This is a genomic window from Solirhodobacter olei (genome assembly GCF_004010155.1).
Taxonomy (GTDB): domain Bacteria; phylum Pseudomonadota; class Alphaproteobacteria; order Rhodobacterales; family Rhodobacteraceae; genus Solirhodobacter; species Solirhodobacter olei.
This window is the reverse complement of the sequence record NZ_RRYH01000050.1, coordinates 1-25377: the sequence shown is the minus strand read 5'-3', so window position 1 is coordinate 25377 and position 25377 is coordinate 1. Positions and strand designations below refer to the sequence as shown.

24 protein-coding genes and 1 pseudogene are annotated in these 25377 nt (G+C 65.1%); 13 read left to right on the top strand and 12 right to left on the bottom strand.

The window, feature by feature from the left end; translation table 11 throughout:
* The first annotated feature begins 536 nt into the window (after window positions 1-536).
* From EIP85_RS21565 to EIP85_RS21530, 8 genes are all read left to right on the top strand, one after another.
* Window positions 537-866, top strand: coding sequence for a helix-turn-helix domain-containing protein (locus tag EIP85_RS21565; RefSeq protein ID WP_241560138.1), 330 nt, complete (start codon window positions 537-539; stop codon window positions 864-866).
* Entirely contained in the window at window positions 859-2862 is a 2004-nt protein-coding gene (hyfB, locus tag EIP85_RS21560; RefSeq protein WP_127904274.1) for a hydrogenase 4 subunit B, read from the top strand. Before EIP85_RS21565 ends, hyfB begins: the two co-directional genes overlap by 8 nt.
* Window positions 2853-3812, top strand: a complete 960-nt coding sequence (locus tag EIP85_RS21555) for a respiratory chain complex I subunit 1 family protein (protein WP_127904273.1) — start codon at window positions 2853-2855, stop codon at window positions 3810-3812. The genes hyfB and EIP85_RS21555 overlap by 10 nt, the downstream gene beginning before the upstream one ends.
* Window positions 3813-4475 carry a hydrogenase-4 component E gene (locus EIP85_RS21550; RefSeq protein ID WP_127904272.1) on the top strand — a complete coding sequence of 221 codons (663 nt, stop codon included), beginning with the start codon at window positions 3813-3815 and terminating at the stop codon, window positions 4473-4475.
* The gene (locus tag EIP85_RS21545) at window positions 4472-5914 is read left to right on the top strand and encodes a hydrogenase 4 subunit F (RefSeq protein WP_127904271.1); all 1443 of its coding nucleotides are present in this window, start codon (window positions 4472-4474) and stop codon (window positions 5912-5914) included. Before EIP85_RS21550 ends, EIP85_RS21545 begins: the two co-directional genes overlap by 4 nt.
* Before the next feature lie 5 nt (window positions 5915-5919).
* Window positions 5920-7428 (top strand): hydrogenase large subunit, encoded by a 1509-nt coding sequence (locus EIP85_RS21540; protein WP_127904270.1) that lies wholly within the window; start codon window positions 5920-5922, stop codon window positions 7426-7428.
* Window positions 7429-7437: 9 nt separating this feature from the next.
* A complete protein-coding gene (locus EIP85_RS21535) occupies window positions 7438-7959 on the top strand; it encodes an NADH-quinone oxidoreductase subunit B family protein (protein WP_127904269.1) in 522 nt (173 codons plus the stop codon).
* Between the two features lie 894 nt (window positions 7960-8853).
* Window positions 8854-10077 (top strand): FAD-dependent oxidoreductase, encoded by a 1224-nt coding sequence (locus EIP85_RS21530; RefSeq protein ID WP_164871853.1) that lies wholly within the window; start codon window positions 8854-8856, stop codon window positions 10075-10077.
* Here the strand turns inward: EIP85_RS21530 and EIP85_RS21525 are convergent.
* The 10 genes from EIP85_RS21525 to EIP85_RS21480 form a co-directional block, all read right to left on the bottom strand.
* Window positions 10071-11255, bottom strand: coding sequence for an acetyl-CoA C-acyltransferase (locus tag EIP85_RS21525; protein WP_127904267.1), 1185 nt, complete (start codon window positions 11253-11255; stop codon window positions 10071-10073). The genes EIP85_RS21530 and EIP85_RS21525 overlap by 7 nt on opposite strands.
* A gap of 20 nt (window positions 11256-11275) precedes the next feature.
* Window positions 11276-12562 (bottom strand): ArgE/DapE family deacylase, encoded by a 1287-nt coding sequence (locus EIP85_RS21520; RefSeq protein WP_127904266.1) that lies wholly within the window; start codon window positions 12560-12562, stop codon window positions 11276-11278.
* 7 nt (window positions 12563-12569) lie between these two features.
* Window positions 12570-13223 carry a 3-oxoacid CoA-transferase subunit B gene (locus EIP85_RS21515; RefSeq protein ID WP_164871852.1) on the bottom strand — a complete coding sequence of 218 codons (654 nt, stop codon included), beginning with the start codon at window positions 13221-13223 and terminating at the stop codon, window positions 12570-12572.
* Window positions 13210-13902, bottom strand: coding sequence for a CoA transferase subunit A (locus EIP85_RS21510; RefSeq protein WP_127904264.1), 693 nt, complete (start codon window positions 13900-13902; stop codon window positions 13210-13212). Before EIP85_RS21510 ends, EIP85_RS21515 begins: the two co-directional genes overlap by 14 nt.
* Window positions 13899-14393 carry a GNAT family N-acetyltransferase gene (locus EIP85_RS21505; RefSeq protein ID WP_127904263.1) on the bottom strand — a complete coding sequence of 165 codons (495 nt, stop codon included), beginning with the start codon at window positions 14391-14393 and terminating at the stop codon, window positions 13899-13901. Before EIP85_RS21505 ends, EIP85_RS21510 begins: the two co-directional genes overlap by 4 nt.
* Before the next feature lie 3 nt (window positions 14394-14396).
* The gene (locus EIP85_RS21500; RefSeq protein ID WP_127904262.1) at window positions 14397-15737 is read right to left on the bottom strand and encodes an aminotransferase family protein; all 1341 of its coding nucleotides are present in this window, start codon (window positions 15735-15737) and stop codon (window positions 14397-14399) included.
* Between the two features lies 1 nt (window position 15738).
* Window positions 15739-16818 (bottom strand): ABC transporter ATP-binding protein, encoded by a 1080-nt coding sequence (locus tag EIP85_RS21495; protein ID WP_127904261.1) that lies wholly within the window; start codon window positions 16816-16818, stop codon window positions 15739-15741.
* Window positions 16819-16892: 74 nt separating this feature from the next.
* On the bottom strand, window positions 16893-18059 hold the full coding sequence (locus EIP85_RS21490) for an ABC transporter substrate-binding protein (RefSeq protein ID WP_241560137.1): 1167 nt from the start codon (window positions 18057-18059) through the stop codon (window positions 16893-16895).
* A complete protein-coding gene (locus EIP85_RS21485; RefSeq protein ID WP_127904260.1) occupies window positions 18056-18868 on the bottom strand; it encodes an ABC transporter permease in 813 nt (270 codons plus the stop codon). The genes EIP85_RS21490 and EIP85_RS21485 overlap by 4 nt, the downstream gene beginning before the upstream one ends.
* Before the next feature lie 10 nt (window positions 18869-18878).
* Entirely contained in the window at window positions 18879-19751 is an 873-nt protein-coding gene (locus tag EIP85_RS21480) for an ABC transporter permease (protein WP_127904259.1), read from the bottom strand.
* A 53-nt stretch (window positions 19752-19804) separates the two neighbouring features.
* On the opposite strand from EIP85_RS21480, the gene EIP85_RS21475 reads away from it, so the two are divergent.
* Entirely contained in the window at window positions 19805-20866 is a 1062-nt protein-coding gene (locus EIP85_RS21475) for a LysR family transcriptional regulator (protein WP_241560136.1), read from the top strand.
* A gap of 168 nt (window positions 20867-21034) precedes the next feature.
* Here EIP85_RS21475 and EIP85_RS23550 read toward each other — a convergent pair whose 3' ends face one another.
* Entirely contained in the window at window positions 21035-21133 is a 99-nt protein-coding gene (locus tag EIP85_RS23550) for a DUF4387 family protein (protein ID WP_422067227.1), read from the bottom strand.
* A 56-nt stretch (window positions 21134-21189) separates the two neighbouring features.
* On the opposite strand from EIP85_RS23550, the gene EIP85_RS23545 reads away from it, so the two are divergent.
* Window positions 21190-21303 carry a TRIC cation channel family protein gene (locus EIP85_RS23545; RefSeq protein WP_127904258.1) on the top strand — a complete coding sequence of 38 codons (114 nt, stop codon included), beginning with the start codon at window positions 21190-21192 and terminating at the stop codon, window positions 21301-21303.
* A 248-nt stretch (window positions 21304-21551) separates the two neighbouring features.
* On the opposite strand, the gene EIP85_RS21460 is transcribed toward EIP85_RS23545, so the two are convergent.
* A complete protein-coding gene (locus EIP85_RS21460; protein WP_241560134.1) occupies window positions 21552-22172 on the bottom strand; it encodes a cytochrome b/b6 domain-containing protein in 621 nt (206 codons plus the stop codon).
* Between the two features lie 547 nt (window positions 22173-22719).
* Between EIP85_RS21460 and EIP85_RS21455 the strand changes: the two are divergent.
* The 3 genes and pseudogenes from EIP85_RS21455 (at window position 22720) to EIP85_RS21445 (ending at window position 25047) form a co-directional block, all read left to right on the top strand.
* A pseudogene (locus EIP85_RS21455) lies at window positions 22720-23963 on the top strand (transposase).
* Between the two features lie 124 nt (window positions 23964-24087).
* Entirely contained in the window at window positions 24088-24279 is a 192-nt protein-coding gene (locus EIP85_RS21450) for a hypothetical protein (protein WP_206615621.1), read from the top strand.
* A gap of 342 nt (window positions 24280-24621) precedes the next feature.
* Window positions 24622-25047 carry a BLUF domain-containing protein gene (locus tag EIP85_RS21445; RefSeq protein WP_127904257.1) on the top strand — a complete coding sequence of 142 codons (426 nt, stop codon included), beginning with the start codon at window positions 24622-24624 and terminating at the stop codon, window positions 25045-25047.
* Window positions 25048-25377: the final 330 nt, after the last annotated feature.

Below are 25377 nucleotides of genomic sequence, written 5' to 3'. Positions count from 1 at the left end.
TAACCTGAAGGTCGTAGGTTCAAATCCTACTCCCGCAACCAGAAATAATGCACTTTCCGCCGTGGCAACCGCCTCGGCGTTTTTGCGTTTAAAGACAGGCCGAACTTCCGGACCGGTCCGCCATTGACGGCGCGCAAATTTGTTCCGCCGAGCAGGTCAATTCTCCGAGCGTAATTGCCCGGGCGTCGACGGGGGGGCAGAACGGGTCAGGCGGAGGCGCGAGAGCGGCGCCGCCCGCAATCACCCTGCCCGGCAGAGACCTTTCGACCCTCTCTCTCATGACGATCTGTGAGAAAGCCCAGACGGTTGGCTTCGGGCAAACCCGCTGAGAGATCAGTCGATTTGGGGCTTGGCGCCGCTTCGTCGGCCGGTCAGCACGTTGTGCCTCGCTCCCACATCCGATCAGTTCGGGCGCTCTCGCCGCGACTGCCTGTCGGCGACCTCAAGCATTCGCCCCGAACGGGGGCGGCGCAATCGAAGGGCAGCTTGGGTCGCATCAATATTGATGTTTCATATATCAATAATAATGCTAAAATATGCTTCAAGAATACCTGAAACATGAGTCGCCCATGATCACGTCTGCTCAGATGCGCGCTGCGCGGGCCCTGCTCGGCATCGATCAGAGAACGTTGGCGAAGCTTGCAGGCGTCTCTGTTCCGACGATCCAGCGCATGGAGGCGAGCCAGGGTAACGTCCGCGGAATCGTCGACAGTCTGACAAAGGTTGTCGACGCGCTCAGCGAAGCCGGGATCGAACTGATCGGGGAGGGGGCGCAGAGTCCCGGCGGGGGCCGCGGTGTGCGCCTTCAGGATCCCACGGGACGGCCCGGCATCGGACAATCTGCCGAGGGCGAGGCCGATGATTGAGGCCGCCGCGATTGCCACGCTGGGCCTGTTCCTGCTCTCGCCACTGGCGATCGCGTTGCGGGGCCGAGCTTCAGTTTCGGGCCTGATCTACGCGCTGTCGATCCTTCCTTGCCTCGGGCTGGTCGGTGTCGGCCTGATGGGGCTGGGTGATCGCCACAGCAGTGCAATGGTCCTGCCTGTCGGCCTTCCATGGATTGGCGCGCACTTGCGCCTCGACGCGCTGACGGACTTCTTTCTGCTGGTCGTCGGGATCGGCGGTGCCGCGACCAGCCTCTATGCCATCGGCTACGGGCGGCACGAGGAGGAGCCGGGACGGGTGCTGCCCTTCTACCCGGGGTTTCTGGGGGCGATGGCGCTCGTCGTCCTCGCCGATGACGCCTTCACTTTTCTTGTCGCCTGGGAGGTGATGTCACTGCTCTCCTGGGCCCTGGTCATGGCACATCACCGTGAGGCGGAGGTGCGCGCAGCGGGCTTGATCTATCTGATCATGGCGGCTTTCGGCACAATGGCGCTGGTGCTCGCCTTCGGACTGCTGGCGGGCAGCGGCGGGGATTACGCCTTCGCCGCAATCCGATCCTTGCCAAGATCAATGCCGGTTTCGATCGCCGTCGCGTTCCTTGTTCTGGTCGGGGCCGGCTCGAAGGCGGGGGTCGTGCCGTTGCATCTGTGGCTGCCACGGGCCCACCCAGCGGCGCCGAGCCACGTCTCCGCCCTGATGAGCGGCGTCATGACGAAGGTTGCGATCTACGCCTTCCTGCGCGTGGTTTTCGACCTGATCGGCCCGTTGCCCTGGATGGTGAGCCCGGTCCTGATACTGACCGGCGTTGCGACGGCGGTTCTCGGTATCGTCAATGCGGCCGTGGCCGACGACATGAAGAAGATCCTGGCCTATTCGACCATCGAAAACGTCGGAGTGATCTTCGCCGCCATCGGTCTTGCCCAAGCGTTCAGGGCGGACGACATGCCGACAGCGGCCGCGCTGGCGCTGAGCGCTGCGTTGTTCCACGTATTCAATCACATGGCGTTCAAGAGCTTGCTGTTCATGAGCTCCGGCGCCGTGCTGACCGCGACCGGGCGGCGCGATCTGGACGGCCTCGGCGGCCTGATCCGCAGGATGCCGGTGACGAGCTTTCTTACCCTGATCGGTGTCGTCGCGATCTCGGCGCTTCCGCCGCTGAACGGTTTCGCTTCGGAATGGATGGTGTTTCAGACCGTGCTGCAAAGCCCGCAGCTGCCGCAGCTCGGGCTCGAGATGCTGGTTCCGGCCGCTGGCGGAATGCTGGCACTTGCGGCGGCGCTCGCGGCGGCGGCGTTCGTCCGTTTCTACGGCCTCGGCTTTCTCGGCCGCGGGCGAAGCGCAGAGGCCTCCAACGCGCGCGAAGTCGACCGTTACATGCTGGCGGCCATGGGCGGACTTGCGGCCCTTTGCGTACTTGCCGGGCTGGTTCCGGCGCTGGTGCTTGACCGCCTCGCGCCGGTGGTCGAGGCCCTGACCAGGAGCCGGCTACCGGTCCAATCGGCGGAGCCGTGGCTCACCGTCGTTCCGGTCGCCGTCGCGCGAAGCACTTACAATCCCCTTCTCGTCTGCCTCTTCATCGCGGCCACCGCTTCGGCGGCGGCCTGGGTCGTGCATCGGGCCGGCACGCGTGCGCTGCGCCGGGCCCCGGCATGGGACTGCGGCTTTCCCGATCCGAGCCCGCTGACGCAATACGGGGCAGGAAGCTTCGCTCAGCCTCTTCGGCGCGTCCTCGGCGGGGTGCTCCTGCGGGCCCGGGAGGAGGTGGAGATGCCCCCCCCCGGCGCGACGGTGCCCGCGCGGCACAGGGTCATTCAGCACGACCTGATTTGGGAATGGGCCTACCTGCCTCTGGCGCGGGGGATTCTGAAGGTCGCGACCGAGGCCAACCGGCTGCAGTTTCTGACCATCCGGCGCTACCTGGCGTTCGTCATGGGAACCCTCGTCAGCCTGCTTCTGGTGCTTTCGATATGGCGCTGATCACCGGTTTTGCGATCCAGGGTCTGCAGATGCTGCTGGTGCTGGCACTGGCGCCGGGGCTTGTGGGTCTGGTGCGGCGCATAAAGGCACGACTGATGCGGCGCCCGGGGCCACCGATCCGCCAGCCTTACCGCGACCTGCTGCGGCTCATGCGCAAGGAGGTCGTGCTGGCCGAGAACGCGTCTTGGCTGTTCCGCGCCACGCCCTATCTCGTCTTTGCGGCGAGCTGGGTCGCCGCTGCACTGGTGCCGACCTTCGCGACCGGCCTCCAGTTCAGCTGGACGGCGGATCTGATCGCGATCGTGGCGCTTCTCGGCTCCGCGCGCTTCTTCCTTGCGCTGGCCGGCATGGACGTAGGCACCAGTTTTGGCGGCATCGGGTCGAGCCGCGAGATGATGTTCGCGTCCATGGCCGAACCGGCGATGCTGCTTACGGTCTTCGCCCTTTCGCTTGTCGCCGGGTCGACACAACTCTCGACGGTCGTTCAGGTCCTTCACGGGCCGCCGGGCGTCGGCCTGCGCGTTTCCCTCGGGATGGCGCTCGTCTCTCTGGTCATCGTCGCGATTGCCGAGAACGGCCGCATCCCGGTCGACAATCCGGCGACGCATCTCGAACTGACGATGGTGCATGAGGCAATGGTCCTGGAGTATTCCGGCCGGCACCTTGCGATGATCGAGCTGGCTGCGGCGCTGAAGCTCCTGCTCTACGTCTCGTTGATCGCCTGCCTGTTCGTGCCGTGGGGCATCGCACGCGAGGGAGATCCGCCCGTGGCGCTGGCGCTTGGGATCGGAACCTACCTTCTGAAGCTCGCCCTCGGCGGGGCTGCACTGGCCGTGTTCGAGGCATCGATCGCAAAGATGCGTGTCTTCCGTGTTCCCGACTATCTCGGCGTCGCGCTGATGCTGGGGCTGCTGGGCACACTCCTCCTTTTCGTTTCAAGGGCGCTCTAGATGGAACGGATGGCCTTCGACACCGCACATCTGCTGGCCGGCGGGCTGGTGCTCGTGAGCTTCATGATGATCTATCAGGACCGGCTGCAGGCGCTGCTGAACACGTTCACGCTGCACGCCGTCGTGCTGTCGGGTGCAGTCGCCTGGCAGGCCTGGACGCAGGCGGCCGGCCACCTGTACGTCACTGCCGCCATAGCGCTGATCTTCAAGGCGATCATCATCCCTAGCGCGCTGACAAGGATCGTCCAGCGTCTCGGGATCCATCGCGAGGTGGAGCAGGTGGTGGGCACCGGGCTTACCATGCTGACCGGCATGGGCCTTGTCGCCCTGTCGATCGTGCTGATGCTTCACGTCACATCCAAGGCGACCGCGTTCGCCCGCGAGGATCTGGCCTTCGCGCTGTCGGTTGTGCTTCTTGGCTTGCTGATGATGGTGACCCGGCGCAACGCAGTCAGCCAGGTCGTGGGCTTCATGTCGCTGGAGAACGGCCTGATCCTAGCGGCCGCCGGGGCCCGGGGCATGCCGCTTGTCGTCGAGATATCGGTCGCATTTTCGATTCTGGTGGCCTTCATCGTGATCGGCATATTCCTGTTCCGCATCCGCGAACGCTTCGACACTGTCGATGTCCGGGCGCTCGACAGCTTTCGGGGGGAACGGCGATGAGCCTGTCGCCCATCATTCCGATTCTGTTGGTACCGGTGGGATCGGCGGCGCTGTTGGCGCTTCTGCCGGGATATCGGCTCACCGCCCGGCTGAACGTCCTGGCGAGCGTTCTGACCTTCCTGGCGGCCGTCGCCCTTTTCGTGCTGCCGAGGCCCGAGCCCGGAAACTATCTGTTGGTGGACGATCTCAACATCGTCTTCATCGTGCTCAACTGTTTCGTTGGCCTGACGGCCGCGCTGTTCTCGGCCGGTTACATCGGCCACGAGATCGAGACCGGCCGGCTGACGCCCGTTTATGTCCGGTTCTATCATGCAATGTATCAGCTCATGATGTTCGGCATGAACCTCGCGCTGCTGTCGAACAACATCGGCCTGATGTGGGTGGCGATCGAACTTGCAACACTGACGACCGTGCTGATGGTGGGCATATACCGCACCCACGAAGCGCTGGAAGCGGCCTGGAAATATTTCATCCTCGGCTCTGTCGGGATCGCGCTTGCCCTATTCGGGACGATCCTGGTCTATGTTGCCGCCCAGCCGGTCCTCGGCGACGGAACCCCGTCGATGGTCTGGACCCGGCTTGTCGCCGGAGCACCCCGGTTCGATCCGGCGCTTCTCAATCTCGCCTTCGTCTTCCTCCTGCTGGGCTATGGCACCAAGGTCGGCCTCGTCCCTCTCCACGCCTGGCTTCCGGACGCCCATGCCGAGGGGCCGACGCCCATTTCCGCTGTGCTATCGGGCCTGCTTCTGAACGTCGCGCTCTACGCGGTGCTGCGGTTCAAGATGCTTGTCGCCGCGCAACCGGAAGCCCTGGCGCCCGGTCCGCTCATGATCGGCATGGGGCTGGTGTCGCTGATCTTTGCGGGGTTTATGCTTTACCGGCGCAGGGACGTGAAGCGCTTCTTCGCCTATTCCTCGATCGAGCACATGGGCATCATCACCTTCGCCTTCGGAATGGGCGGGCCCCTGGCCAATTTCGCAGGTCTCCTGCACATGGTGATGCACAGTCTGACCAAGTCGGCCATCTTCTTTGGCGTCGGCAATGCCGCGCAGGTCAAGGGCACGCAGAAGTTCGCCGAGATCAGAGGTTTGAGCCAGAGCCATCCGGCCCTCGGCTGGGGGCTGGCGCTCGGCATTCTCGCCATCGCCGGGATGCCGCCGTTCGGGGTGTTCCTGAGCGAGTTCCTCATCGTCACCTCGACCTTCGCCCGGACGCCCGCCCTGGCGCTTCTGTTGGTCTTCGGGCTGCTCCTGGCGTTCGGTGCCCTGCTCTTGCGCCTGACCAGCCTTGTCTTCGGTCCGCCGGAAGGGTCGGAACACCCGGCGCGGGCCGCCCCGGTGGCCCTTTACCTGCATATGGCGATCGTTCTGACGGCCGGGCTCTATCTGCCGGGGCCGGTGGAGCACTGGTTTCAGAACGTCGCGCGTCTTCTGGGGTAGGAAGAATGGCGGATATCCTCGAATGCATCGATCTGTCGTCCGCCGACGTCCGGTCCGCGCCGATTCCGGAACGTGCCGTCGGTCTCATGGAATGGGTCGCCGCGGCCGAGGCGCTCGGGCGCGACACGGTGGAACTGATGGGGCTCTGGGCCTCGCGCCGGGGCGTCCACATGGCGCTCCGCCGGCCAGGGACCGGGAGGCTCGGCCTGCTGACCTATCCAACCGACAGCAGCTTTCCCTCTGTCGGCCGGCACCATGCCGCCGCACAGCGGCCGGAGCGCGCCATCCGCGATATCTACGGCTTCGTTGCCGAAGGCGCGCCTGATCTGCGGCCCTGGCTCGACCACGGCCGCTTGGGTGTGCACCATCCTCCCGGCACGGCGACCCCTGTGATGGAGATGCCGGCCTACGACTTCCTTCCCGCCGAGGGCGAGAGCCTTCATCAGGTCCCCGTCGGGCCCATACACGCCGGAATCATCGAGCCGGGCCATTTCCGTTTCACGGCGCAGGGTGAGACGGTCGTGCGGCTGGAAGAACGGCTGGGCTATGCTCACAAGGGAATTGGCAGCCTCCTGCGCGGCGCCCCAATCGCACGGGGCACGATGCTGGCCGGTCGCACCTCCGGCGACAGCACGGTCGCTTATGCCTGGGCCTTTTCACAGGCGGTAGAGGCCGCGCACGGCATGACGGTCCCGGACCGGGCGCTATGGCTCCGGGGGTTGATGGCGGAACTGGAGCGGCTCGCCAATCACCTCGGGGATATCGGCGCGATCTGCAATGACGCGGCCTTCGCGATGATGCACGCCCATTGCGGGGTGCTGCGCGAGAGAGTCCTGCGGGCCGCCGACGCCGTCTTCGGCCACCGGCTGATGCAGGACATGATCCGGCCCGGTGGCGTGGCGCGCGATCTCCGCGCCGACGGCGCCGCCCTCGTGTCGGACCTGTTGGGCGACATCCGGGCGCGATTTGGCGCGCTGGTCCGACTTTACGACAACAGCCCCTCTCTCCTCGACCGCACGGTGGGAACCGGCCGGCTCTCACCGGATCTCGCGGCGCGCTTCGCCGCGGGCGGCTTCGTCGGGCGGGCCTCCGGCCGCGCCTTCGACGCGAGACGGGGTCTCCCCTACGGGCCCTACGACCGTCTGGCCTTCGATGTGCCGTGCCGCAGCGATGGCGACGTGAACGCGCGGATATGGATCCGGATCGAGGAGGTGCGCCAGTCGCTGGCGCTGGTCGAGCAAATCCTCGACAGCCTGCCCGCGGGTCCCGTCTTCGCCGATCTTCCGGAAGGCGGGTCAGGTGCGATGGGGCTCGGTCTCGTGGAAGGATTCCGGGGCGACATCCTCGCCTGGATCGAAATCGGCCCGGAGGGCACGATCGCTGAGGGCTATCTGCGCGATCCGTCGTGGTTCCAGTGGCCGCTGCTGGAGGCCGCCATCGAGGGCAACATCATCGCGGATTTTCCTTTGTGCAACAAATCGTTCAACTGCTCCTATTCGGGGCACGATCTCTAGGAACGGGTCATGCGGAGATTGCTTCTGGAAGGACTGCTGCGTGGCCCACTTGGTGAGCCGTTGGCACGGGAAGAGGCGGCGGAGCGGGACGCGCTCGGCTCAAAACTGGTCCGGGCCACCCGTCACGTGCTGGGGCGCAGCCTTTCGATCCGCGAGGTCGATGCCGGATCCTGCAACGGTTGCGAGCTTGAAATCAACGCGCTGAGCAACGCTTTCTACGATCTGGAGCGGTTCGGCCTGCGGTTCGTCGCCTCACCCCGCCATGCCGATGTCTTGCTGGTGACCGGTCCTGTGACACGGAACATGGCCGAGGCGCTGCAGAGGGCCTATGACGCCACGCCGGCGCCAAAATGGGTCGTCGCCGCAGGCGACTGCGCGATCGACGGAGGATGCTTTGCCGGAAGTTATGCCGTGCAAGGGGGCGTATCCGCTGTCATGCATGTCGACCTCAAAATTCCTGGCTGCCCGCCCAGGCCGTCCGCACTATTGCGCGGACTGGTAGAGTTGATGGAAGGTCGCAGCAACGATTAACGCTCGCGGCTCACAGCCAGAGGGCGATCAATGAGCAAATGCTCGGGCGGGGTGGTCCGGCGTGAGTGTTCACAGACCCGGCTGAGATGGGGGCGCAGGGCCGAAGGGACCCAGATCAATCGCGCCATGAAGATCTCAAGCAGGTGAGCTCCTCGCGCAACCCTCAGAGATTCCATCGATGGTATCGTAATTGCCGCGGCTTGGAGCCCGATATCCATCACATTCGGTGAAACGCTGCCGGCGACGATTGCCGCGGCAATCGTGGCGGCCAAGGTCAGTCGTGCGCTAAAGTTTCCATGCCGACATAGCACCGGCCCAAAACTTGGACTGCGTCTTCGTAATGCCTGGTCAGGTATGCTTGCTGCTTGATCGTCCTGGGCCAATGCAGGGCCGCGCGCATCCGGCATGGGCCGAGGTCATGCCGGTTTCGCCTGGGTGGGGGGCTTCCAATTCCGTTTGTAGACATTCGCGAGCCGGGCCTGCTGCTCGACGCCATTGGTCTCTGCGGTGACGATCGGCGGTACATGAAGTCGGCGCGGTCTGCGCCGCGTCGCGACCTGACCTTCACCAAGCAGGTCCGGGCGACGATGATCGAGGCCATCAAGGCGCGTAAATTGGCGTGTGCCTCGAGGGTCTGAGGGCAGGGGCTGCTATCATCATGAGCCGCCTTGTCCAGGCGACCGCAAAGCGCCCCATCCCGCACCCGGGGTTGAAGTGATCAAGGGAGACAGGTGGTGCATCCCTGTTCCAAGCCAGGTCCTCCTGTCCCAACTCATCTCACGACGGGCAGTGCCGAGGGTTCCCTTAGGCGTTGCAGCAGCAGCCGGTCGCGTGCAAACCGTCAGCAGACAATCAATCTGGGAGGTCATTATGCGAGCGGCGGGAACCCCTGCGATGGGCCCAGATGCATCCGCAATCGTCGTGGGCTCAGGGATCGTTGGTCTGGCGACAGCCTGCCGGCTGGCAGAAACCGGCTTCCGGGTCACGGTGCTGGATGCAGGCGGCGGGCCGGCCGAGGGCTCGAGCCGGGGTAACGCCGGCCAACTCTTGTTCGACAGGGTCAGCGCGATGGGCTCGGCAGGATTTCTCAGGTCGCTTCCCGCAAGCATGGCAGACCGCAGCCAGGGCCTGGACATCTGGGGACTGGGCCTGCCCGGCCGCTGGCCCTGGTCGATTCGGTTCCTCAGCCAATGCACCGGCGCGGCATGGCGCCGCAACACGGCCGCGATGCTGGAGCTGGCGCATCTGTCCAAGGCCTCCTTCCATGGGTTCATCGAGAGGCATCCGCTCGCTTTCGATTGGCGCTGCCCCGGCAAACTGATCGTTCATCCGACTGAGGAGGCACTGGCGGCGGCGGCGCGGACGGCCGAGTTCCAGGCCCGCTTCGGTGGCCGCCACGTGGTCCTGTCGTCCGAGGAGGCCCGCGCGCGCGAGCCTGCGCTTCAGGGTGGGACCCGGCCGATAGCCGGGGCGATCCATCTGCCGGATGCAGAGGTCGGCGACTGCCGTGCCTTTTGCGAGGGCCTGGCCGGTATCCTGCGCGAACGGCTGGGCGGCCGGCTACAGTTCGGTACGCGGGTAGAGCGAGTGCGGCACGCGGGCGGGCGTGCTGTCGCGGTCGAGACGAGCCAGGGCGAGATCGGAGCAGATCTCTTCGTGATCGCGACCGGCCGGGCAGCGGGGACGCTCCTGCCGCGGGGCGCGGTCGTCCGCAAGCCCATCGTGGGGGTCCGTGGCGTCTCGCTGACCTATCCGGCGGGGGACGTGGCGCCGGACCTCTCGGTCACCGACGCGGGCGGCAAGTTCGTTGTGATGCGGATGGGAGACCGGGTGCGCGTGTCGGGTTTTGCGAGCTTCACCGAACGGCTTGAGGTCGCGCCGGAGGAAATTGCCTTGCTGCGCGCCAAGGCGCAGGCGCTGATGCCCGAGGCGGCGCGCTACGACGAGGCGCCCGAGGCCTGGGCCGGGCTCAGGCCGCAGACGCCGGACGACCTGCCGATGATCGGCCGAGCGGGGTTCGAGAACCTGTTCGTCAACGCCGGCCATGGCTCTCTCGGCTGGACGTTTGCGTTCGGCTCCGCCGAGCGGCTGCTAGATGCTGCCGGCCTGGCTCAATAGACCTCGAACAGACCGGCGGCTCCCATGCCGCCGCCTACGCACATGCTGACGACGACATGGCGCACGCCGCGCCGTCGCCCCTCGATCAGCGCATGGCCGACCATGCGGGCGCCGCTCATGCCATAGGGATGGCCGATCGAGATCGCCCCGCCGTTCACGTTCAGGCGTTCGTCGGGGATGCCGAGCCGGTCGCGGCAGTAGACCAGCTGCGAGGCGAAGGCCTCGTTGATTTCCCAGAGACCGATATCGTCCAAGTTCAGTCCGTGCCGCTGCAGGAGCCTCGGGATGGCGAAAACGGGACCAATGCCCATCTCGTCGGGTGCGCAGCCCGCAACGGCCATGCCACGGTAGGCGCCAAGCGGGGCAAGGCCGCGCCGCGTGGCTTCCGCCGCTTCCATCAGCACGGCGGCGCTCGATCCGTCGGAAAGCTGGCTCGCGTTGCCTGCGGTCACTACGCCGTCTTCGCCCATGACAGGCTTCAGCCCGGCAAGACCTTCGAGTGTGGTGCCCGGTCGATTGCATTCGTCTGCGGTCAGCGTAACGTCTTCCGGGCGTGTCGCGCCGCTCTTCTTGTCCGTGACGATCTTCGTGGCGCTGACCGGCACTATCTCGTCATTGAACCGGCCATCCTCCTGCGCCGTGGCAGTGCGCTGCTGGCTTTGCAGGGCGTAGGCGTCCTGCACGGCGCGGCTGACGCCGTAGCGGCGTGCGACGATCTCCGCGGTCTCCAGCATGTTCAGGTAGTAGTCGGGCCGGACCTCGGACACGTGGCCGTCGCGGGCGCGGTAGGTGTTGAAATGGGCGTTCTGGACGAGCGATATCGAGTCCACCCCGCCGCCGACCGTAATTTGTGCCCCGTCCGCGACGATGCGATGCGCCGCGGTGGCGATGGCGGCGAGGCCCGAAGCGCACTGCCGGTCGATCGTGGCGCCGGCCACGCTGACCGGCAGGTCGGCGGCCAGAAGCGCGTGGCGGGCGACGTTGACCCCGGTTGCGCCCTGGGTCAGGGCGCAACCGAGGATCACGTCTTCGATTTCCTCGCCCGCCACACCTGCGCGGTCTACCGCCGCACGCAGCGAGTGGGCCGCCAGCGTTGCGCCATCAAGGTCGTTGAACGCGCCACGATAGGCCTTGGCGATCGGCGTGCGTGCGGTGGAGACGATGACGGCCTCGCGCATCGGCATTCCTTTCCTGGGGGTCAGACGGATTCCAGCCCGCACCAGTCGGCGACGAAGATCGCAATGGACTGGGTGGTGCGGCGGAGGCTTTCGAGGTCGACCCGTTCGTTGAAGCCGTGAATGGCCTCGGCGCGCGGGCCGTAGACCAGCGCGGGCGTGTCGGCGTAGAGGCCGAAGAAGCGGGCGTCGGTGGTCGCGGTGATCGGCAGCTTGTCGAGGGCGCGACCCGTGACGTGGCGGTGGGCCGCCTCCAGCGTGCCGATCGCGCGCGTGGCGGTTTCGCTTTTGTCCTGCGAGAGCGCATAACCCTCCGCCTGGAAGCCGTGATAGACGATCTCGGGCTGGTTCCTGCTCAGGAAGTCGTTCTCGCGGGCGGCGCGGCGCAGGGTGTCCTCGATCTCCGCGCGCGCGGTGGCGAGGTCCTGGCCGGGGAAGAGCCCCATGCGCACGTCGAACACGCACCATGCAGGGACGGAACTCGTCCAGTCGCCGCCCGCTATTCTGCCGATGTTGAGGTTCAGGGCGTGGCCGACGTGGGCGAAGCTGGCCGGGCGTCGGTCGGCGGCGTTCCAGCAGTGCTCCATCTCGTGCAGGGCGGAGATGAGGGGGATCGCCGCCTCGATGGCATTGGCGCCGGTTCCGGCGTAGGCGACGTGGACGGGCAAGCCCTTCAGATGGACCTGGAACCAGATCACGCCCACCTGCGCGGTCACCAGCGATTCCGCGAAAGGCTCCGTGATCAAGGCCGCATCGGCGCGGTAGCCGCGCTGGAGGCAGGCGAGCGCGCCGTTGCCGGTGCATTCCTCCTCGACCACAGACTGCAGGAAGATATCGCCAGCCGGCTGGTGGCCCGTCGCGCGGATGGCATCGAGCGCGAAGAGATTGGCGGCCAGTCCTGCCTTCATGTCGCCGGCGCCGCGGCCGTACATCCAGCCGCCGTCCACGCGGGGCTCGAAGGGCGGCGTGTCCCACATGTCGTGCGGGCCTTCGGGCACCACGTCGACATGGCCGTTGAGAATGAGCGAGCGGCCCCTGCCGCGCGCACGATGGGCGCCCACGACATTCACGGCATCCTCGTAGGGGCCGATCACAGGGGAGAAACCGGGCATGTCGCGGATATCGGCCACGTCGATCTGCCAGTGGTCGACCTCGTAGCCACGCTCCGCAAACTCACCGGCCATGAAATCCTGCGCGGACTGCTCGTTGCCGCGGGTCGAGGGGTGGGAGGTCACTTCGGCCAGAAAGGCGATCTCCGCATCGAAGCGGTCATCCACGGCCTTAAGCAGGGCGGCTCTCGTGTCGTCCATCAAATCCTCAAAACTCCGGCAGGGTGCCGTCCGGCACAGTCAGCGGGGCACTCGTGGCCGCGATCACTTCGCCGACAGTGAGGCCGGCACGAAGCTCGCGCAGGATGAGCCCGTCCCCGGTCACGTCGATCACGGCCATGTCGGTGATGATCCGGTTCACGCAGGCCTGCGCGGTCAGCGGCAGGGTACATTCGGGGACGATCTTCGACTTGCCCTTGCGGTCGAGATGGGTGGTCAGGACCGTCACCTGCCGCGCCTTCTGTGCCAACTCCATCCCGCCGCCGATACCGGGGGTGAAGAGACCTGGAATCTTCCAGTTGGCCAGATCGCCCCGCGCCGACACTTCGAAGGCGCCGAGCATGGTCAGGTCCAGCCGGCCGCCCCGGACCAGCGCGAAGGAGGTGGCGGAGTCGAAATACGACGTGCCCGGCAGCGTGGAGACATAGGCGCCGCCCGCGTCGATTAGGTTGCGGTCGGCGGCGTCGTAGCCGAGTGTCGGGCCGATCCCGGCGATGCCGTTCTCCGAGTGCAGGCAGACCGGAAAGGCCGGCGGCAGGTGGTCGATGACCCGGGTTGGCAGGCCGATGCCAAGGTTCACCACCATCCCCGGGGCGATGTCGCGCGCGGCGCGGGCGAGGAGGCGGGCTCTAGCGTCGGACAACGGCATATTCCTCGGTCAGCGCATCGAGCGGGACAACCCGGTCGACGAAGGGGCCGGGTGTGTGGACGCGCCCCGGCTCCAGCGTGCCGAGCGGGCCCAAGGCCTCGGTCTCGGCGATCACCCGCCCCGCCGCCGTCGCCATCAGCGGGTTGAAGTTCCGTGCCGTGGCCGCGTAGCAGAGGTTGCCAAACGGGTCGGCCACCTCGGCGTGGAGGAGCGCGAAGTCGGCCCTGAGCGCCGTCTCAACCACCCCGTCACGCCCGCCGATGATCACATGCTGCTTGCCCGCGGCCAGCTCGGTGCCGAGGCCGATATCGGTGACAATGGCGGCAAGCCCCGCCCCGCCCGCGCGGATGCGCTCGGCGAGAATCCCCTGCGCGCAGAACTCGACCTCCAGCCGGCCCTCGTTCATCAGGCCGATGGCGCGCGGGTTGAGGCCGATATGCGTGGTGATCAGCCGGCGCACCTGCCCCGCCGCCAGCAGGTGGTCGACGCCCATCCCGGTTTCGTTGGCGTCGTTCTTGATGATCGTCAGGCCCGTCTGCCCCTGCCGCACCAGCTCGGCGATCAGCGTGAATGGGGTGCCCGGCACGCCGAAGCCGCCGAGCATGATCGTCGCGCCGTCCCCGATCTCGGCGATCGCGTCGTGCAGGGTGGCGGTCTTGTCCGGGAACCTCACGCCAGCGCCTCCACGCAACGCAGCCGGGCGAAGGCCGTTCCATCGAGCGCCATCGGCCGGTCGTCGGCCTGCAGCCGGAATCCGAGCCTCTCGTAGAACCGTCGGGCGCCGCTGTTCGCCGCATCGACCGAGAGCATCAGATAGGCGGCACGCCAGTCCTCTGCCGCGTGGCGCGCGCTGGCGGCGAGGAGCCGCTCGCCAAGGCCTGTGCCGCGCCCCGGAGGAGAGACCCAGAGATCCTGAACATAGGCACCGGGCTGGCCACGCCAGGTCGAGAAGTGCGGGAAGAAGAGGGCAAAGCCCGCCGGGGTTCCGCCGTCCCTTGCGATCACCGCGTGGAAAAAGGGGCGGGGGCCGCTGAAATGCCGCGCCAGGGTTGCGGCCGTGGAATGGAACCGGTCCCGCCCTCCGAGTTCCTGTGCCAGCGCGGCCAGCATGTCGGCAAGGGCCTCCGCATCGGCCTCGCCTGCGATGGTGATCGCGACGGCCATGCCTCAGCCCGCCTCCGTCAGGCGCGGCCCGGCTTCGGCCGCGAAATCCTCCAGGGCCGAGGTGAGCTTGGTCATGATCTCCTCGATCCCCTCCTCGGTGATGATAAGGGGGGGGCAGACGAGGAAATGGTCGCCGAGATAGCCGCCCCGCGTGCGGCGGGAATAGATGATCAGGCCCTTGTCGTAGGCGATGTCGACAAGCCGGGTGTAGGCGTTCAGGTCGCGCGGCAGCGGCGCCAGCGTGTCGCGGTTCGAAACCAGCTCGATCGCCGTCAGCAGGCCCTTGCCGCGTACGTCGCCGATGAATGGGAAGCGCTGCATCAGCGCCTCGAGGCGGCCCTTCAATACCTCGCCCATTGCGGCCGCGTTGGCCACAAGCCCGTCCTGCTCGATCACGTCGAGCACGGCGAGGCCAGCGGCGCAGGCGAGCGGATTGCCGGCATAGGTAAAGCCGTGCTGGAAGCCCCCGGAGCCGAGCACCGCCTCCACTATATCGTCGCGCGCGATCATCGCGCCGAGGGGCACGTAGCCACCGCCGAAGCCCTTGGAGATCGAGATGATATCGGGCCGCCCCCCCCAGTGTTCGGAACCGAAGAAACGGCCGGTGCGGCCGCCGCCGGTCATCACCTCGTCATGGATGAGCAGAATGCCGTAATGGTCGCAGATCTCGCGGATGCGCTCCATGTAGCCCGGCGGTGGCACCAGCGCGCCGGTGGAGGCGCCGCCGACCGGCTCGACGATGAAAGCGAGCACCGTGTCGGCGCCCTCGCGCTCGATCGCCTCGGCCAGGAGATCGGCGTAGTGGCGGCCGGTGGCGGGATCGTCGGGGTCGAGCCCGTCGAGATAGGCGCGCGGCGCCGCGATCTTCGGCATCTGAACCAGCATTGGCGCGAAGGGGGCGTTGAACGGCGCCATGCCGGTGACCATCGACGCACCGAGCGTGCTGCCGTGGTAGGAGGGGAAGCGGGAAATGACCTTCCACCGCTGCGCCTCGCCCCGGGCCAGCGCGTACTGGCGGGCGAGCTTCAGGGTGCTCTCGACTGCCTCCGAGCCGCCGGAGACGAAGAAGACCTTGTTCAGCCCCTCGGGCGCCAAGGCGGCGGTGCGGGCAGCGAGGTCCTCAGCCACGTCGGAGGAGAAATGCAGACGGTAGCCGAAGGTGGATTTCTCCATCTGCGCCCGCATCGCGGCCAGCACATGCGGGTTGGAATGTCCGATATTGGAGACCATCGCCCCCGACGAGCCGTCAAGATAGCGCTTGCCGGACTTGTCCCAGAGGTAGATGCCCTCGGCGCGATCGAGTTGAGGCCGCTGGAGGCCGGTCTGGTAGAAAAGGTTCGACATATCAGGTCCCTGCGGGCAGCGCCGCGCAATCGGCGGGGGAGAAGCTCAGCGTCACCTCGTCGCCCGCGGCGAAGGGACGGCCTTCAATCATGTTCATCGCCTGGTAGGTGCGCTCTCCCACACGAACGAAGTAGCGCGCGAGCTGGCCCTGGTAGTCCACCGCCTCGACGACCCCCTTCACGGCGATGCGACCCTCCGGAGCCGGACCCTCGGTCAGCAGCAACTTCTCCGCCCGGATCATCAGTTTGGCAGCCGGGCCCGAGCCCACCGACGCGGCGCGGTCCTCACGCACCGGCACTGCGCCGAAGGCGTCGACCTGCAGAACCACTGCGCCATCGGCCCGGCCCTGGAGCCGACCCTCGATAATGTTCGAGGCGCCGAGGAAGTCGGCCACAAATTCGTTGGCCGGCCGGTTGTAGACCTCCTCTGGCGTGCCGATCTGGGCCACCTTGCCTGCACTCATCACCACGATCCTGTCCGACATGGCGAGCGCCTCGGACTGGTCGTGGGTCACGAAGACAGAGGTCACGCCGATCCGGTGCTGGATTGCCTTGAGCTCCACCCGCATCGACTCTCGCAGATTGGCGTCGAGTGCCGAGAGGGGCTCGTCGAGGAGGAGCACGTCTGGTTCGATCACGATGGCACGGGCCAGCGCGATGCGCTGCTGCTGGCCACCGGAAAGCTGGCTTGGGTAGCGGTCCTCCACCCCCGGCAGGCGCACGACGTCGAGCGCGTTTCGCACCTTCGCGGCCATCTCGCTCTTCGGGACCTTGCGGTATTTCAGGCCGAAGGCGATGTTCTCGCCGATCGTGCGGTGCGGGAACAGCGCGTAGTTCTGGAAGACGATCCCGAGGTTGCGCTTGTGGATCGGCACGTCGTTAACCCGGTCCGCTCCGACAAGTATGTCGCCGCCGGTCGGCTGCTCCAGCCCGGCGATCATTCGCAGGATCGTCGTCTTGCCACAGCCCGACGGGCCGAGGAGCGTCGTGAAGGAGGCATCCTCGAAGGCGATGTCGGCCGCCTGTACGGCCTTCACCGGGCCGAATGATTTGGTTAGGCCTTTCAGTTCGACGCGCGCCATGGTGCCGCCTTGTCCCGAAGTCGTTGCGATGGGGAAGGCGCGGGCCAGCCGCGCCTTCCCGGTTTCTGAAGGGCTCAGCCGCCCTTCTTGATGCGATCCCACATACGGCCCTGCACCTTCTCGACCGCGTTCCACTTGACCGGATCGCGGAAGACGAGCGAGGCGAGCTTGCCGGTGGGGTCGAAGGCCGGCAAGGAGGTAACGGACTCCGGCATCTTAACCTTGGTCGGATCGAGTGAGGACGGGTATTTCTGACCCGCCGCCACAGCGAGCGCGGTATCGGGCGCGAGCATGAAGTTCAGAAGCTGCTCGGACTCGTCCATTGGCGAGCCCTTGAGCACGAACATGCTCTCCATCCATGCCAGCCCGTTCTTGGGATCGAAATAGCCGATCGGATGACCCTGCGCCTGCAGCGCGGCGACGCGGCCCGACCACGCCTCGGTCACCCAGATTTCCTCGCTGGCCAGAAGGTCCATCAGTTCCGCACCCGAAGACCAGTACTTCTTCACCAGCCCGCGCATCTCGCGCACCTTGGCCCAGACGGCGTTCCAGTCGGTGATGTTGTTCGGGTCCTGGCCCGACTGCAATGCACCGAACCAGGCGCGGTTGGCCCAGTCTCCGCCCCATCCGCCGATCTTCCCCTTGTATTTCGGGTTCAGCAGGATGTTGGCGCCCTGCGCCTCGGCCTCCTCCTTACTGATATGCTTGGTGTTGTAGGCGATGCCCGTGGTCCCGTAGTCGTAGGGCACCGCGGAAAGATAGCCCGGCGTGATCTTCTTGAACGGCGCGACGATGGATTCCATCACGTTGTCGAAGTTCGGGATCTTCGACATGTCCAGCTTCACGCCGTAGCCGCCCTTGGTCCAGCGCATGTACCAGTCGACGCCGGAGCTGTGCAGGATGTTGTGGCCCTTGGTGCTACCGGCCGCCTTGATCTTGGTCAGCACCTCCTTCTCGCCGCCGAAGGTCGAGTCGATCACCTTGTTGCCCGTGGCTTTGGTGTAGGGGTCGAATGCGTACTTGCGCAGCGCCTCACTGACGACGCCGCCCCAGCCCTCAAAATAAAGATCGGTGCCGGCGGCACGGGCCTGCGTCGCCAGCGACGTCATGATTCCCCCGCTCAGGCCCGCCGTGATGCCGGCGCAGCCGAGCAGGCGCAGGAAGTCGCGTTTGTCGATATCGCCGTTGCCCATCGCCTCGCGCAGGCGTTCGAGCCGAGTCGTGCTGTCCATCTTCTTCATGTCAGACTCCTTGTTGGATGGCGGGCTCTGTTTTTTCGTCCGAAATAGCGTGCCAGCCCGCCCGCCAGCAGGGGCACCCCGGCAGTGACACTGATCATGACAAACCCGAGCGCGTTGATTTCGGGGCTGATCGAATTGCGCAGCATTCCGAAAATCTGCGTCGGAACGGTCTCCATCCCAGACGGCCGCCAGAAGAGCGTGGCGGTGATGTTGTCAAAGGAGATGGTGAAGGCGAAAAGCGCGCCCGCGAAGACCGCGGGCAGCAGCAGCGGAAGCGTGACCGAGAAGAAGGTCTGCAGCGGGTTGGCGCCGAGCGATCTGGCAGCCTCCTCGTATTCGCGCTTGATGCCGACGAGGCGGGCCTGCACCACCAGCACCACGAAGGGCAGCGCCAGGATCGAATGGCCGAGGAGCAGAAGGCCGAAGCTGCGCGGCATATGCAGGTAACGCAAGAAGATCAGGAGGCCCACGGCCATCACCGTCTCTGGCACCAGCACCGGCGAGATCAGGAATGTGGTCATCAGGTCCTTGCCGCGGAACTCGTAACGCACGAGCGCGATCGAGGCCATGACGCCGAGCGTCGTCGAGATGGCAGAAACCATCAGGCCCAGTGTCAGCGACGTCCTGAACGCGCGCATGATCGTGGGATCGTTGAACAGCCGCTCGAACCAGCGGAGGGAAAAGCCGGTCATCGGGAAGCTTGCGAATTCCGCCTTGTTAAACGCGAGGATCAGGACGACCGCGATCGGCGCGAACATGAATATGTAGACGAAGACGGTATAGAAACGGATGAGGGTCCATGCACGCATCAGCCCCTCCTCACGCGAAGGCCTTGGCCAGCTGGCGCAGGCCCATGAGCCGGCTGTAGACAATCACCACCACGCCGAGCAGTACCAGTAGGGTGATCGAAAGCGCGGCGCCCATCGGCCAGTTCAGCTCGGTGATGATTGCGTCGTAGATCAGGTTGCCAAACAGGAAGTCGTTCGGCCCGCCCAGGATAAGCGGGGTGACGTAGCTGCCGGCGGTCAGCACGAAGACCAGCAGGCATCCGGCGCCGAGCCCGGGCAGCGACAGGGGCAGCGTGACCTCCCGGAAGGCCTGCCATCCTGTCGCGCCGAGGGTGCGGGCGGCCGGCTCCAGGTTGCGGTCGATCCCGTCGAGCGAGACGTAGATGTTCAGGATCATGTAGGGCAGGAAGACGTGGATGAAGCCCACAATGACCGTGTACTGGTTGTACATCATGTCCATCGGGTGCCTGATTACGCCGAGGTAGAGCAGGAGGCTGTTGATCGCCCCGTCGTGGCCCAGGATGTGGATCCAGCTCAGCGTGCGAATGATGAAGCTGATCCAGAACGGCATGATCAGCAGCAGAAGCAGCATCCACTTGTGCCGGAACCGCGTCATCGCGATGAAATAGGCCGGGACGTAGCCCAAGATCGCCGCCAGCAGGGTAACGATCATTGAGAGGCGAAACGTCTTCCAGATCGCAACGTAGTAGTACTTGTCTGTCGCGATCTCGATCCAGTTGCCGAACTGGAAGGCAGGCTTGTCCACCGCCAGGTCGACGTTGAGATAGAACGAATAGGCCAGCATGAACGCCATCGGGATGACGACCAGAGCGGTGATCGTGACCAGGGCAGGGCTCAGCAGCACCCAGGGCCGCTTGTCAAATTTCGCCACTTCGAGAGCCATCCGGATCGCTCAACCTTTCGGGAGGGTTCGTGAACTAGCTATTGCACGAAGCAATGAAATTGACAAAATTCATATTCACAATGAGCAACATTAATATGGATAATGCCCTTACTTCCCGTCCCGGAAGCGCCGACGACAAGTTCGTCACCAATCTCGACTGGAACCTGCTGCGCACCTTCGTGGTGATCGTTGAGGAAGAGAGCATAACGCGGGCGGCCAGCCGACTTCTGCGGCGGCAGCCGGCGATCAGCCTCGCGCTTCAGCGGCTGGAGGCGGATCTCGGGATGCGGCTGATCGAGCGCGGTGGCGGGTCATTCCGGCTGACGGCCGCGGGCCGCGAGCTCTACGCCCGCTGCACCGATATCTATGGCGACATATCCCGGCTGAAGGAGGCGACCTCGACGGCCGGGCAGGAGGTGTCGGGCCGGGTCACGATCCACCTTGCCTCGCATGTGACGACGCCGATCCTCGACCGCGCCCTGACCGAGCTCTACCGACGGCATCCGGGCATCACCTATCAGATGCGGATCCGGTCAAGCGCCGAGGTGGTGGAGGATGTGCGCGACCAGAAGGCGACGCTGGGCATTTGCCTCGTCAACCGCAAGCTTCCCAGGCTCGACTATCAGGTACTTTATCGAGAGTACTTCGGCTTCTTCTGCGGGCCGCCGCATCCGCTGTTCGGGCGCCATGACCTGCAGGTGCAGGATTTGCGAAACTGCGATGTCGTGTCCTTCGAGACGGACGATCTGCGCGACGCGCTGCGGCCGGTGGCGCTGCTGCGCCAGCAGCATCTCCTTGATCTGCGGGTGGTTGGCCAGTCCATGCAGCTTGAGGAGGTGCGCCGGATGATCCTTTGCGGCCTCGGTATCGGGCCGTTGCCGATCCATGTCGTGGAGCGAGACCTGCGAGACGCGCTGCTCTGGCGACTGCCGCCTTACAGCGACGCTCCTGCTGTCGACATACACCTTGTAACGAATCCGCGCCGAAGGCTGAGCCGCGCTGAAGCGTTAATCCTAGAGATGCTGCAAGCCGCCATTTCGGAAATGCCCTTGCGCGAGCGTACCTATGGCTTGGGAGGGCAGGAAGGCATTGCCAACTTGCCAGAACGCAGGTGACTTCGACCCCGGAGGGCGCTGTGCCGGTGTCATTGCCAGGGCGCAGGTGGCCCAGAGATAGAAGGCATCGGAACGAGCATGGCGGTGGGTCTTCCTTTCCGCCATCGCCCTCGCTGCCAAAGTCATGTTCTGGCAGTGCGCCGGGCGTTGCCCGGCGCGGCCGAGACCTCAGTTGTCCAATTCGATCTCGACATCCAGAAGAGGCGCGTATTGCTGCGCTCCGAAGATATCGCCGTCCCCGGCGCTGCCGCTTGGGCGGTCGCGCAGGATCGTGAACTTGATCGCATAGCGGTTTGAACGCGCTTGGTGCTGTGCTCCTCGGGATGATGACGGCAGTCGGCGGTGGCTTTCTGAGCAATGTGATGGCCGCCGAGATTCGTCGTGTCCTGCGGGAAGATGTCTATTCCCCTGCAGCACTAGCGGGCGCGGCGATCTAAGTCGCCGGCCTGCGGCTTGACGCGCCTGAGCCCGTGATTACTGCCTGTGCCGTGTCACTCTCCTTCGCCATTCGGGTGGCGAGCGTCCGCTACAACTGGAAACGGCCCCGTGCGCCGTGGTGTTGAGTTGGCAGGCTAACCCATTTGGGGCCGAGCGCTGCAATCGCTGCATTGGCTCTGAACAAGGTATCAGTCTTTCAGTTAATGCGGCTAACTGGAACCGGGGCAAGCTGCTGGAACACGGGCTCTCAGTCGATGTCGTCGGGTCCCGCGCGGCGCTTGCGCCCGGTGAACATACTGACAACCAGATTCTCGCGCTGCAAAAGGCTCACGACCCCCACCCCTGTCAGGTGGATCGCCACCAGCACGAGCGTGGCATTCGCAGCGAGGATGTGCAGCCTGGGGATGGTGTCGTCGCCATACTGATAGGCGCTGGTGTACATCAGGAAACCAGTGACCGCCGTCGTCAGAACCGACAGGATCAGTGCGACCACCATTGCGCCGCCTGCCGGGTTGTGGCCCAGGTGGCGTGTCGCGGTGCGGCGGACGATGTCGCGCATATAGGCGAATACCGTCAGCGGCCGCTTCACGAAGTTCGAAAACCGCGCATAGCGTGGTCCGGCCAGCCCCCAGACGACCCGCAACGCCACCAGCCCGGCCGCCGCATAGCCAGCCCGCGCATGGATTGCATCGTCCATGGACGGCGTCTCATAGGCGGCGAGCATGGTGAGGACGAGGCTCCAGTGGAACACCCGCGTCAGTGGGTCCCAGACCCGCACCGTCGCGCCTGGTTCCGCGATCTCCGCCTCGTCCCCGGTCGCTAGGCGCATCACGTCGGACGCGGGCCGCCCCTTCGTCATCCTCTGCATCGGATCGCCCCCCGTTTCCGGCCCGATATGGAATTGGCCGGCGTTGCGCTGGGGCGCGACGCAAGCCGCCGCCCCGCCCGGGGATGTTTCCTTTTCACTGTCACCATCTCCAGCATTGCGCGCGACCCGCATACGCTCCGGATCGCCCGTTCTTTCACTGGCGCACCTGGCTGGAGTAAACCTTGCACCAGATCAGTTTCGAGAGGTTTACACGCCCTTGTGAACGGCGGCTTCGAACTTCTGGTAGGCCCTGAGATGATTGCCAATTTGGGCCCGTCGGCTCCCTTGGGGCTGTCAGACAATTGCGGACGGCGCTGTCAGACTGAAAACTGCTGCCGTAGTCTAGGGGAGAACGGGCGGGAAGTTTCCGTTCGCCGGAAGCGCAACTGTCCGGACGTGTCAAGGTAGAGCGGACATTAGTGAAGAATAGCTCGCGACAACCCATCAGCCACCGTGCGTTTCTTTAGCAGCCCCGCTGAAATGGTGCTGAGTCGACAATGATTTGAGAACATGACTCCTCGTTTTGGCAAGTTTGACGGGGGTTACGATGCGCAGCGCGGACGAGACGAGCGGGTCGCTGTTCAACTATGTGGATCTGGAAGAGCGCATCCCTGTGCGGCGCCCGTTGCGCAAGATTCGTCAGGTGGTGAATGACGCACTTGCCAGCCTCGATGGGGAGTTCGAGGGGCTCTACGTTGATTTTGGTCGCCCCTCTATCGCGCCCGAACGGCTGGTCCGGGCGAGCCCGCTTCAGATCCTGTTCTCGGCCCGGTCCGAGCGGCAGCTGATGGAACAGATGCAGTATAATCTGTTGTTCCGCTGGTTCGTCGGCTTGGGGATCGACGATCCGGTCTGGGGTGAAGGGCGTCCGGAAATGTGTCCAGTGGACAGATTTCAGCGCTGAACGGGCGAAGCCCCGAGCCGAAGGCCGACGGTGTTCACGAAGAACCGCGACCGGCTGCTGACGACCGAGATGTCGCGCAAGGTGATGGCCGCGATCCTGGCGCATCGCGAAGTGGCCCTGCTGCTGTCGGACGAGCATTTCTCCGCCGATGGCACATTGGTGAAGGCTTGGGCTTCGATGAAGAGCTTTCAGCCGAAGGCGGAGGACACCCCGCTCGATGACGAGGATCCGGGGGCTGCCCCAACGCTTGACGTCGAACCTGCAGATCCTACCGAACACGCCCAAACCAAGACCGAGCCGATGCCCAGCAACATCCGCCAGAACCGCACTGCCGAAGTCGGCTTCCGGGGCGAGAAGCGGACCAATGCCACACATGCCTCGACCACGGATCCCGCCCGAGGCGCGGCGTTACAAGAAATCCACGGGCACGGGTGCCAACTTGTGCTTCATCGAGCATGCGCTCATGGAGAACCGTATCGGTCTGGTCGTGCAAGGAGACCTCACCCAGGCTGACGGCCGTGCCGAGCGGCGTGCCGCGCTGGACATGAGCCATCGTCAGTCCCCCGGATCGACCCGGCAGCTCAAGCTGGATGTGGATAAAGGGAATGATGTTGCTGGGTTTGTCACTGACCTGCGCCGGGCCCGCGTCACGCCGAATGTCGTGCAGAAATCCAGATATTCAGCGATCGACGACGAACCACCCGGCACGAGGGGTATGTCCTGTCGACAAACACCGCAAACGGATCGAGGAAGCCTTCGGCTGGGCAAATACCGTGGGTGGCATGGCGCAAACCGTCTATCGCGGCCTCGAGCGGGTCCGTTCCCGCTTCATCCTGACGATGGCAGCCAACAACCTCGCCCGTCTGCCCAGGCTGCTGGCCAATTGAAGCGGACCAGCGGCATCAAACACACATTCAACTGGTCGGAAAGCTGTGACTCCTTATGCCGTCCCGCTCAGCGACGAGGAAAACCGTTCCGGATCAGCGACTAATTGAGCAGGCTGATAAACGCATGCGCGGCGCCAACGCATCGGTGGTCGGTATTCAAGCCGCCGCGCTTTACGATCCGGTCTGGATCAGCGCTGTCGGATTGACATGGGACTTTGCCGTCGCCGTGACCGGATTTGTGCTGCTGACCGTGTGGAAGGCGCCTCCCTTTACAGACAGCTCCTGTCTGCGGTGGGCGGTTGGCTGGTCGCACTAGCCGTGCATCCCGACCGAGCGACCCTGCCGCGGCCCAGTTGGGCGGGATCTTGCCCGCCCGTGCCCCGCAAGAACGCAAAAATCCGCATATGTGATGCATATTATGTCGATTCCGGGATGCAGCGGAGGGGAAGAGCGGCGATATAAGGGTTATCTGCGGTGGCGTTTGCAGCGCGAACGGGACAACCGCAGGGCCTGATGTGCGAGGAGTACGCCCCCGGCGGGGCCGCCAAAGGGGCGGACTTCTCGGTGGGGACCCGGGCGCTTCTTGCGTCCTTCGGTCCAGTGGCTTCGGTTTCCGGTTTGCGTTTCAAAGCCCCGCAATCGAACCGGGACGAATGCTATGAAGGACCTTCTGACGATATCCTATCGCAGCGTCTCGCGGCTAAATGACCCCGTGAACGACGTTCTTGCAATCCTGTCGGAGAGCCAGGCCAGAAACAGGAGACTCGGCGTGACTGGGCTTCTTCTCTACGATGGGACCTATTTCATGCAGACCATCGAGGGACCGCCCGATGAAACGGGTGAAGTCTTCGTCAAGATCATCGAGGACAAGCGCCATCATGATGTCGTTCCGTTCGGAATATCGTCGATCGACGCACGCGCCTTCCCTGATTGGCAGATGAAGCTGATCGGGCCGAATGCAACACGGCGCATCCTGCCCGACATAGGTAATTTCGACTTTTCCGACGAGCGTCTCGCCGAGGTCCACGCCTCGGCGAAGATCGTTGCCAGTCGAGGGCTGGAGCGAAGCGCCCAGCATAGCTGACGACGCTTGGCGTCGATATGGGCGCTTCTGCTTCGCCGGGCGCGCCTCGAGATCGTCCAGAGCCGCCAATTTTCGAAATCTTTCTGTCGCACGAGCGCAACATGGGATGGGCGCTCGTTTTGAAGCGGACTGCGCCAAAGTTTTGTCCAAGTCTTTTGTCACCTCTCGGTCCTGCGAACCACCTCCGGTTGACGACAGGCAGATATTTCCCGGTTGGCAGTGAGAGACCGATGCGAGTCCTGAAACCCGCGAGAGGGCGTGATGCCTGAAGCATTTGCTGCCCTGCTGCCGCCTTTGGCTGCTATGCCGGCAGTCATTGTCATGCTCCTT

Coding starts and splice junctions, on each gene's coding strand:
- EIP85_RS21565 (WP_241560138.1), top strand. CDS start 537: ATGCTTCAAGAATACCTGAAACATGAGTCGCCCATGATCACGTCTGCT.
- hyfB (WP_127904274.1), top strand. CDS start 859: ATGATTGAGGCCGCCGCGATTGCCACGCTGGGCCTGTTCCTGCTCTCG.
- EIP85_RS21555 (WP_127904273.1), top strand. CDS start 2,853: ATGGCGCTGATCACCGGTTTTGCGATCCAGGGTCTGCAGATGCTGCTG.
- EIP85_RS21550 (WP_127904272.1), top strand. CDS start 3,813: ATGGAACGGATGGCCTTCGACACCGCACATCTGCTGGCCGGCGGGCTG.
- EIP85_RS21545 (WP_127904271.1), top strand. CDS start 4,472: ATGAGCCTGTCGCCCATCATTCCGATTCTGTTGGTACCGGTGGGATCG.
- EIP85_RS21540 (WP_127904270.1), top strand. CDS start 5,920: ATGGCGGATATCCTCGAATGCATCGATCTGTCGTCCGCCGACGTCCGG.
- EIP85_RS21535 (WP_127904269.1), top strand. CDS start 7,438: ATGCGGAGATTGCTTCTGGAAGGACTGCTGCGTGGCCCACTTGGTGAG.
- EIP85_RS21530 (WP_164871853.1), top strand. CDS start 8,854: ATGGGCCCAGATGCATCCGCAATCGTCGTGGGCTCAGGGATCGTTGGT.
- EIP85_RS21525 (WP_127904267.1), bottom strand. CDS start 11,255: ATGCGCGAGGCCGTCATCGTCTCCACCGCACGCACGCCGATCGCCAAG.
- EIP85_RS21520 (WP_127904266.1), bottom strand. CDS start 12,562: ATGGACGACACGAGAGCCGCCCTGCTTAAGGCCGTGGATGACCGCTTC.
- EIP85_RS21505 (WP_127904263.1), bottom strand. CDS start 14,393: ATGGCCGTCGCGATCACCATCGCAGGCGAGGCCGATGCGGAGGCCCTT.
- EIP85_RS21500 (WP_127904262.1), bottom strand. CDS start 15,737: ATGTCGAACCTTTTCTACCAGACCGGCCTCCAGCGGCCTCAACTCGAT.
- EIP85_RS21495 (WP_127904261.1), bottom strand. CDS start 16,818: ATGGCGCGCGTCGAACTGAAAGGCCTAACCAAATCATTCGGCCCGGTG.
- EIP85_RS21490 (WP_241560137.1), bottom strand. CDS start 18,059: ATGAAGAAGATGGACAGCACGACTCGGCTCGAACGCCTGCGCGAGGCG.
- EIP85_RS21485 (WP_127904260.1), bottom strand. CDS start 18,868: ATGCGTGCATGGACCCTCATCCGTTTCTATACCGTCTTCGTCTACATA.
- EIP85_RS21480 (WP_127904259.1), bottom strand. CDS start 19,751: ATGGCTCTCGAAGTGGCGAAATTTGACAAGCGGCCCTGGGTGCTGCTG.
- EIP85_RS21475 (WP_241560136.1), top strand. CDS start 19,805: ATGAAATTGACAAAATTCATATTCACAATGAGCAACATTAATATGGAT.
- EIP85_RS23545 (WP_127904258.1), top strand. CDS start 21,190: ATGATGACGGCAGTCGGCGGTGGCTTTCTGAGCAATGTGATGGCCGCC.
- EIP85_RS21460 (WP_241560134.1), bottom strand. CDS start 22,172: ATGCAGAGGATGACGAAGGGGCGGCCCGCGTCCGACGTGATGCGCCTA.
- EIP85_RS21450 (WP_206615621.1), top strand. CDS start 24,088: ATGCGCGGCGCCAACGCATCGGTGGTCGGTATTCAAGCCGCCGCGCTT.
- EIP85_RS21445 (WP_127904257.1), top strand. CDS start 24,622: ATGAAGGACCTTCTGACGATATCCTATCGCAGCGTCTCGCGGCTAAAT.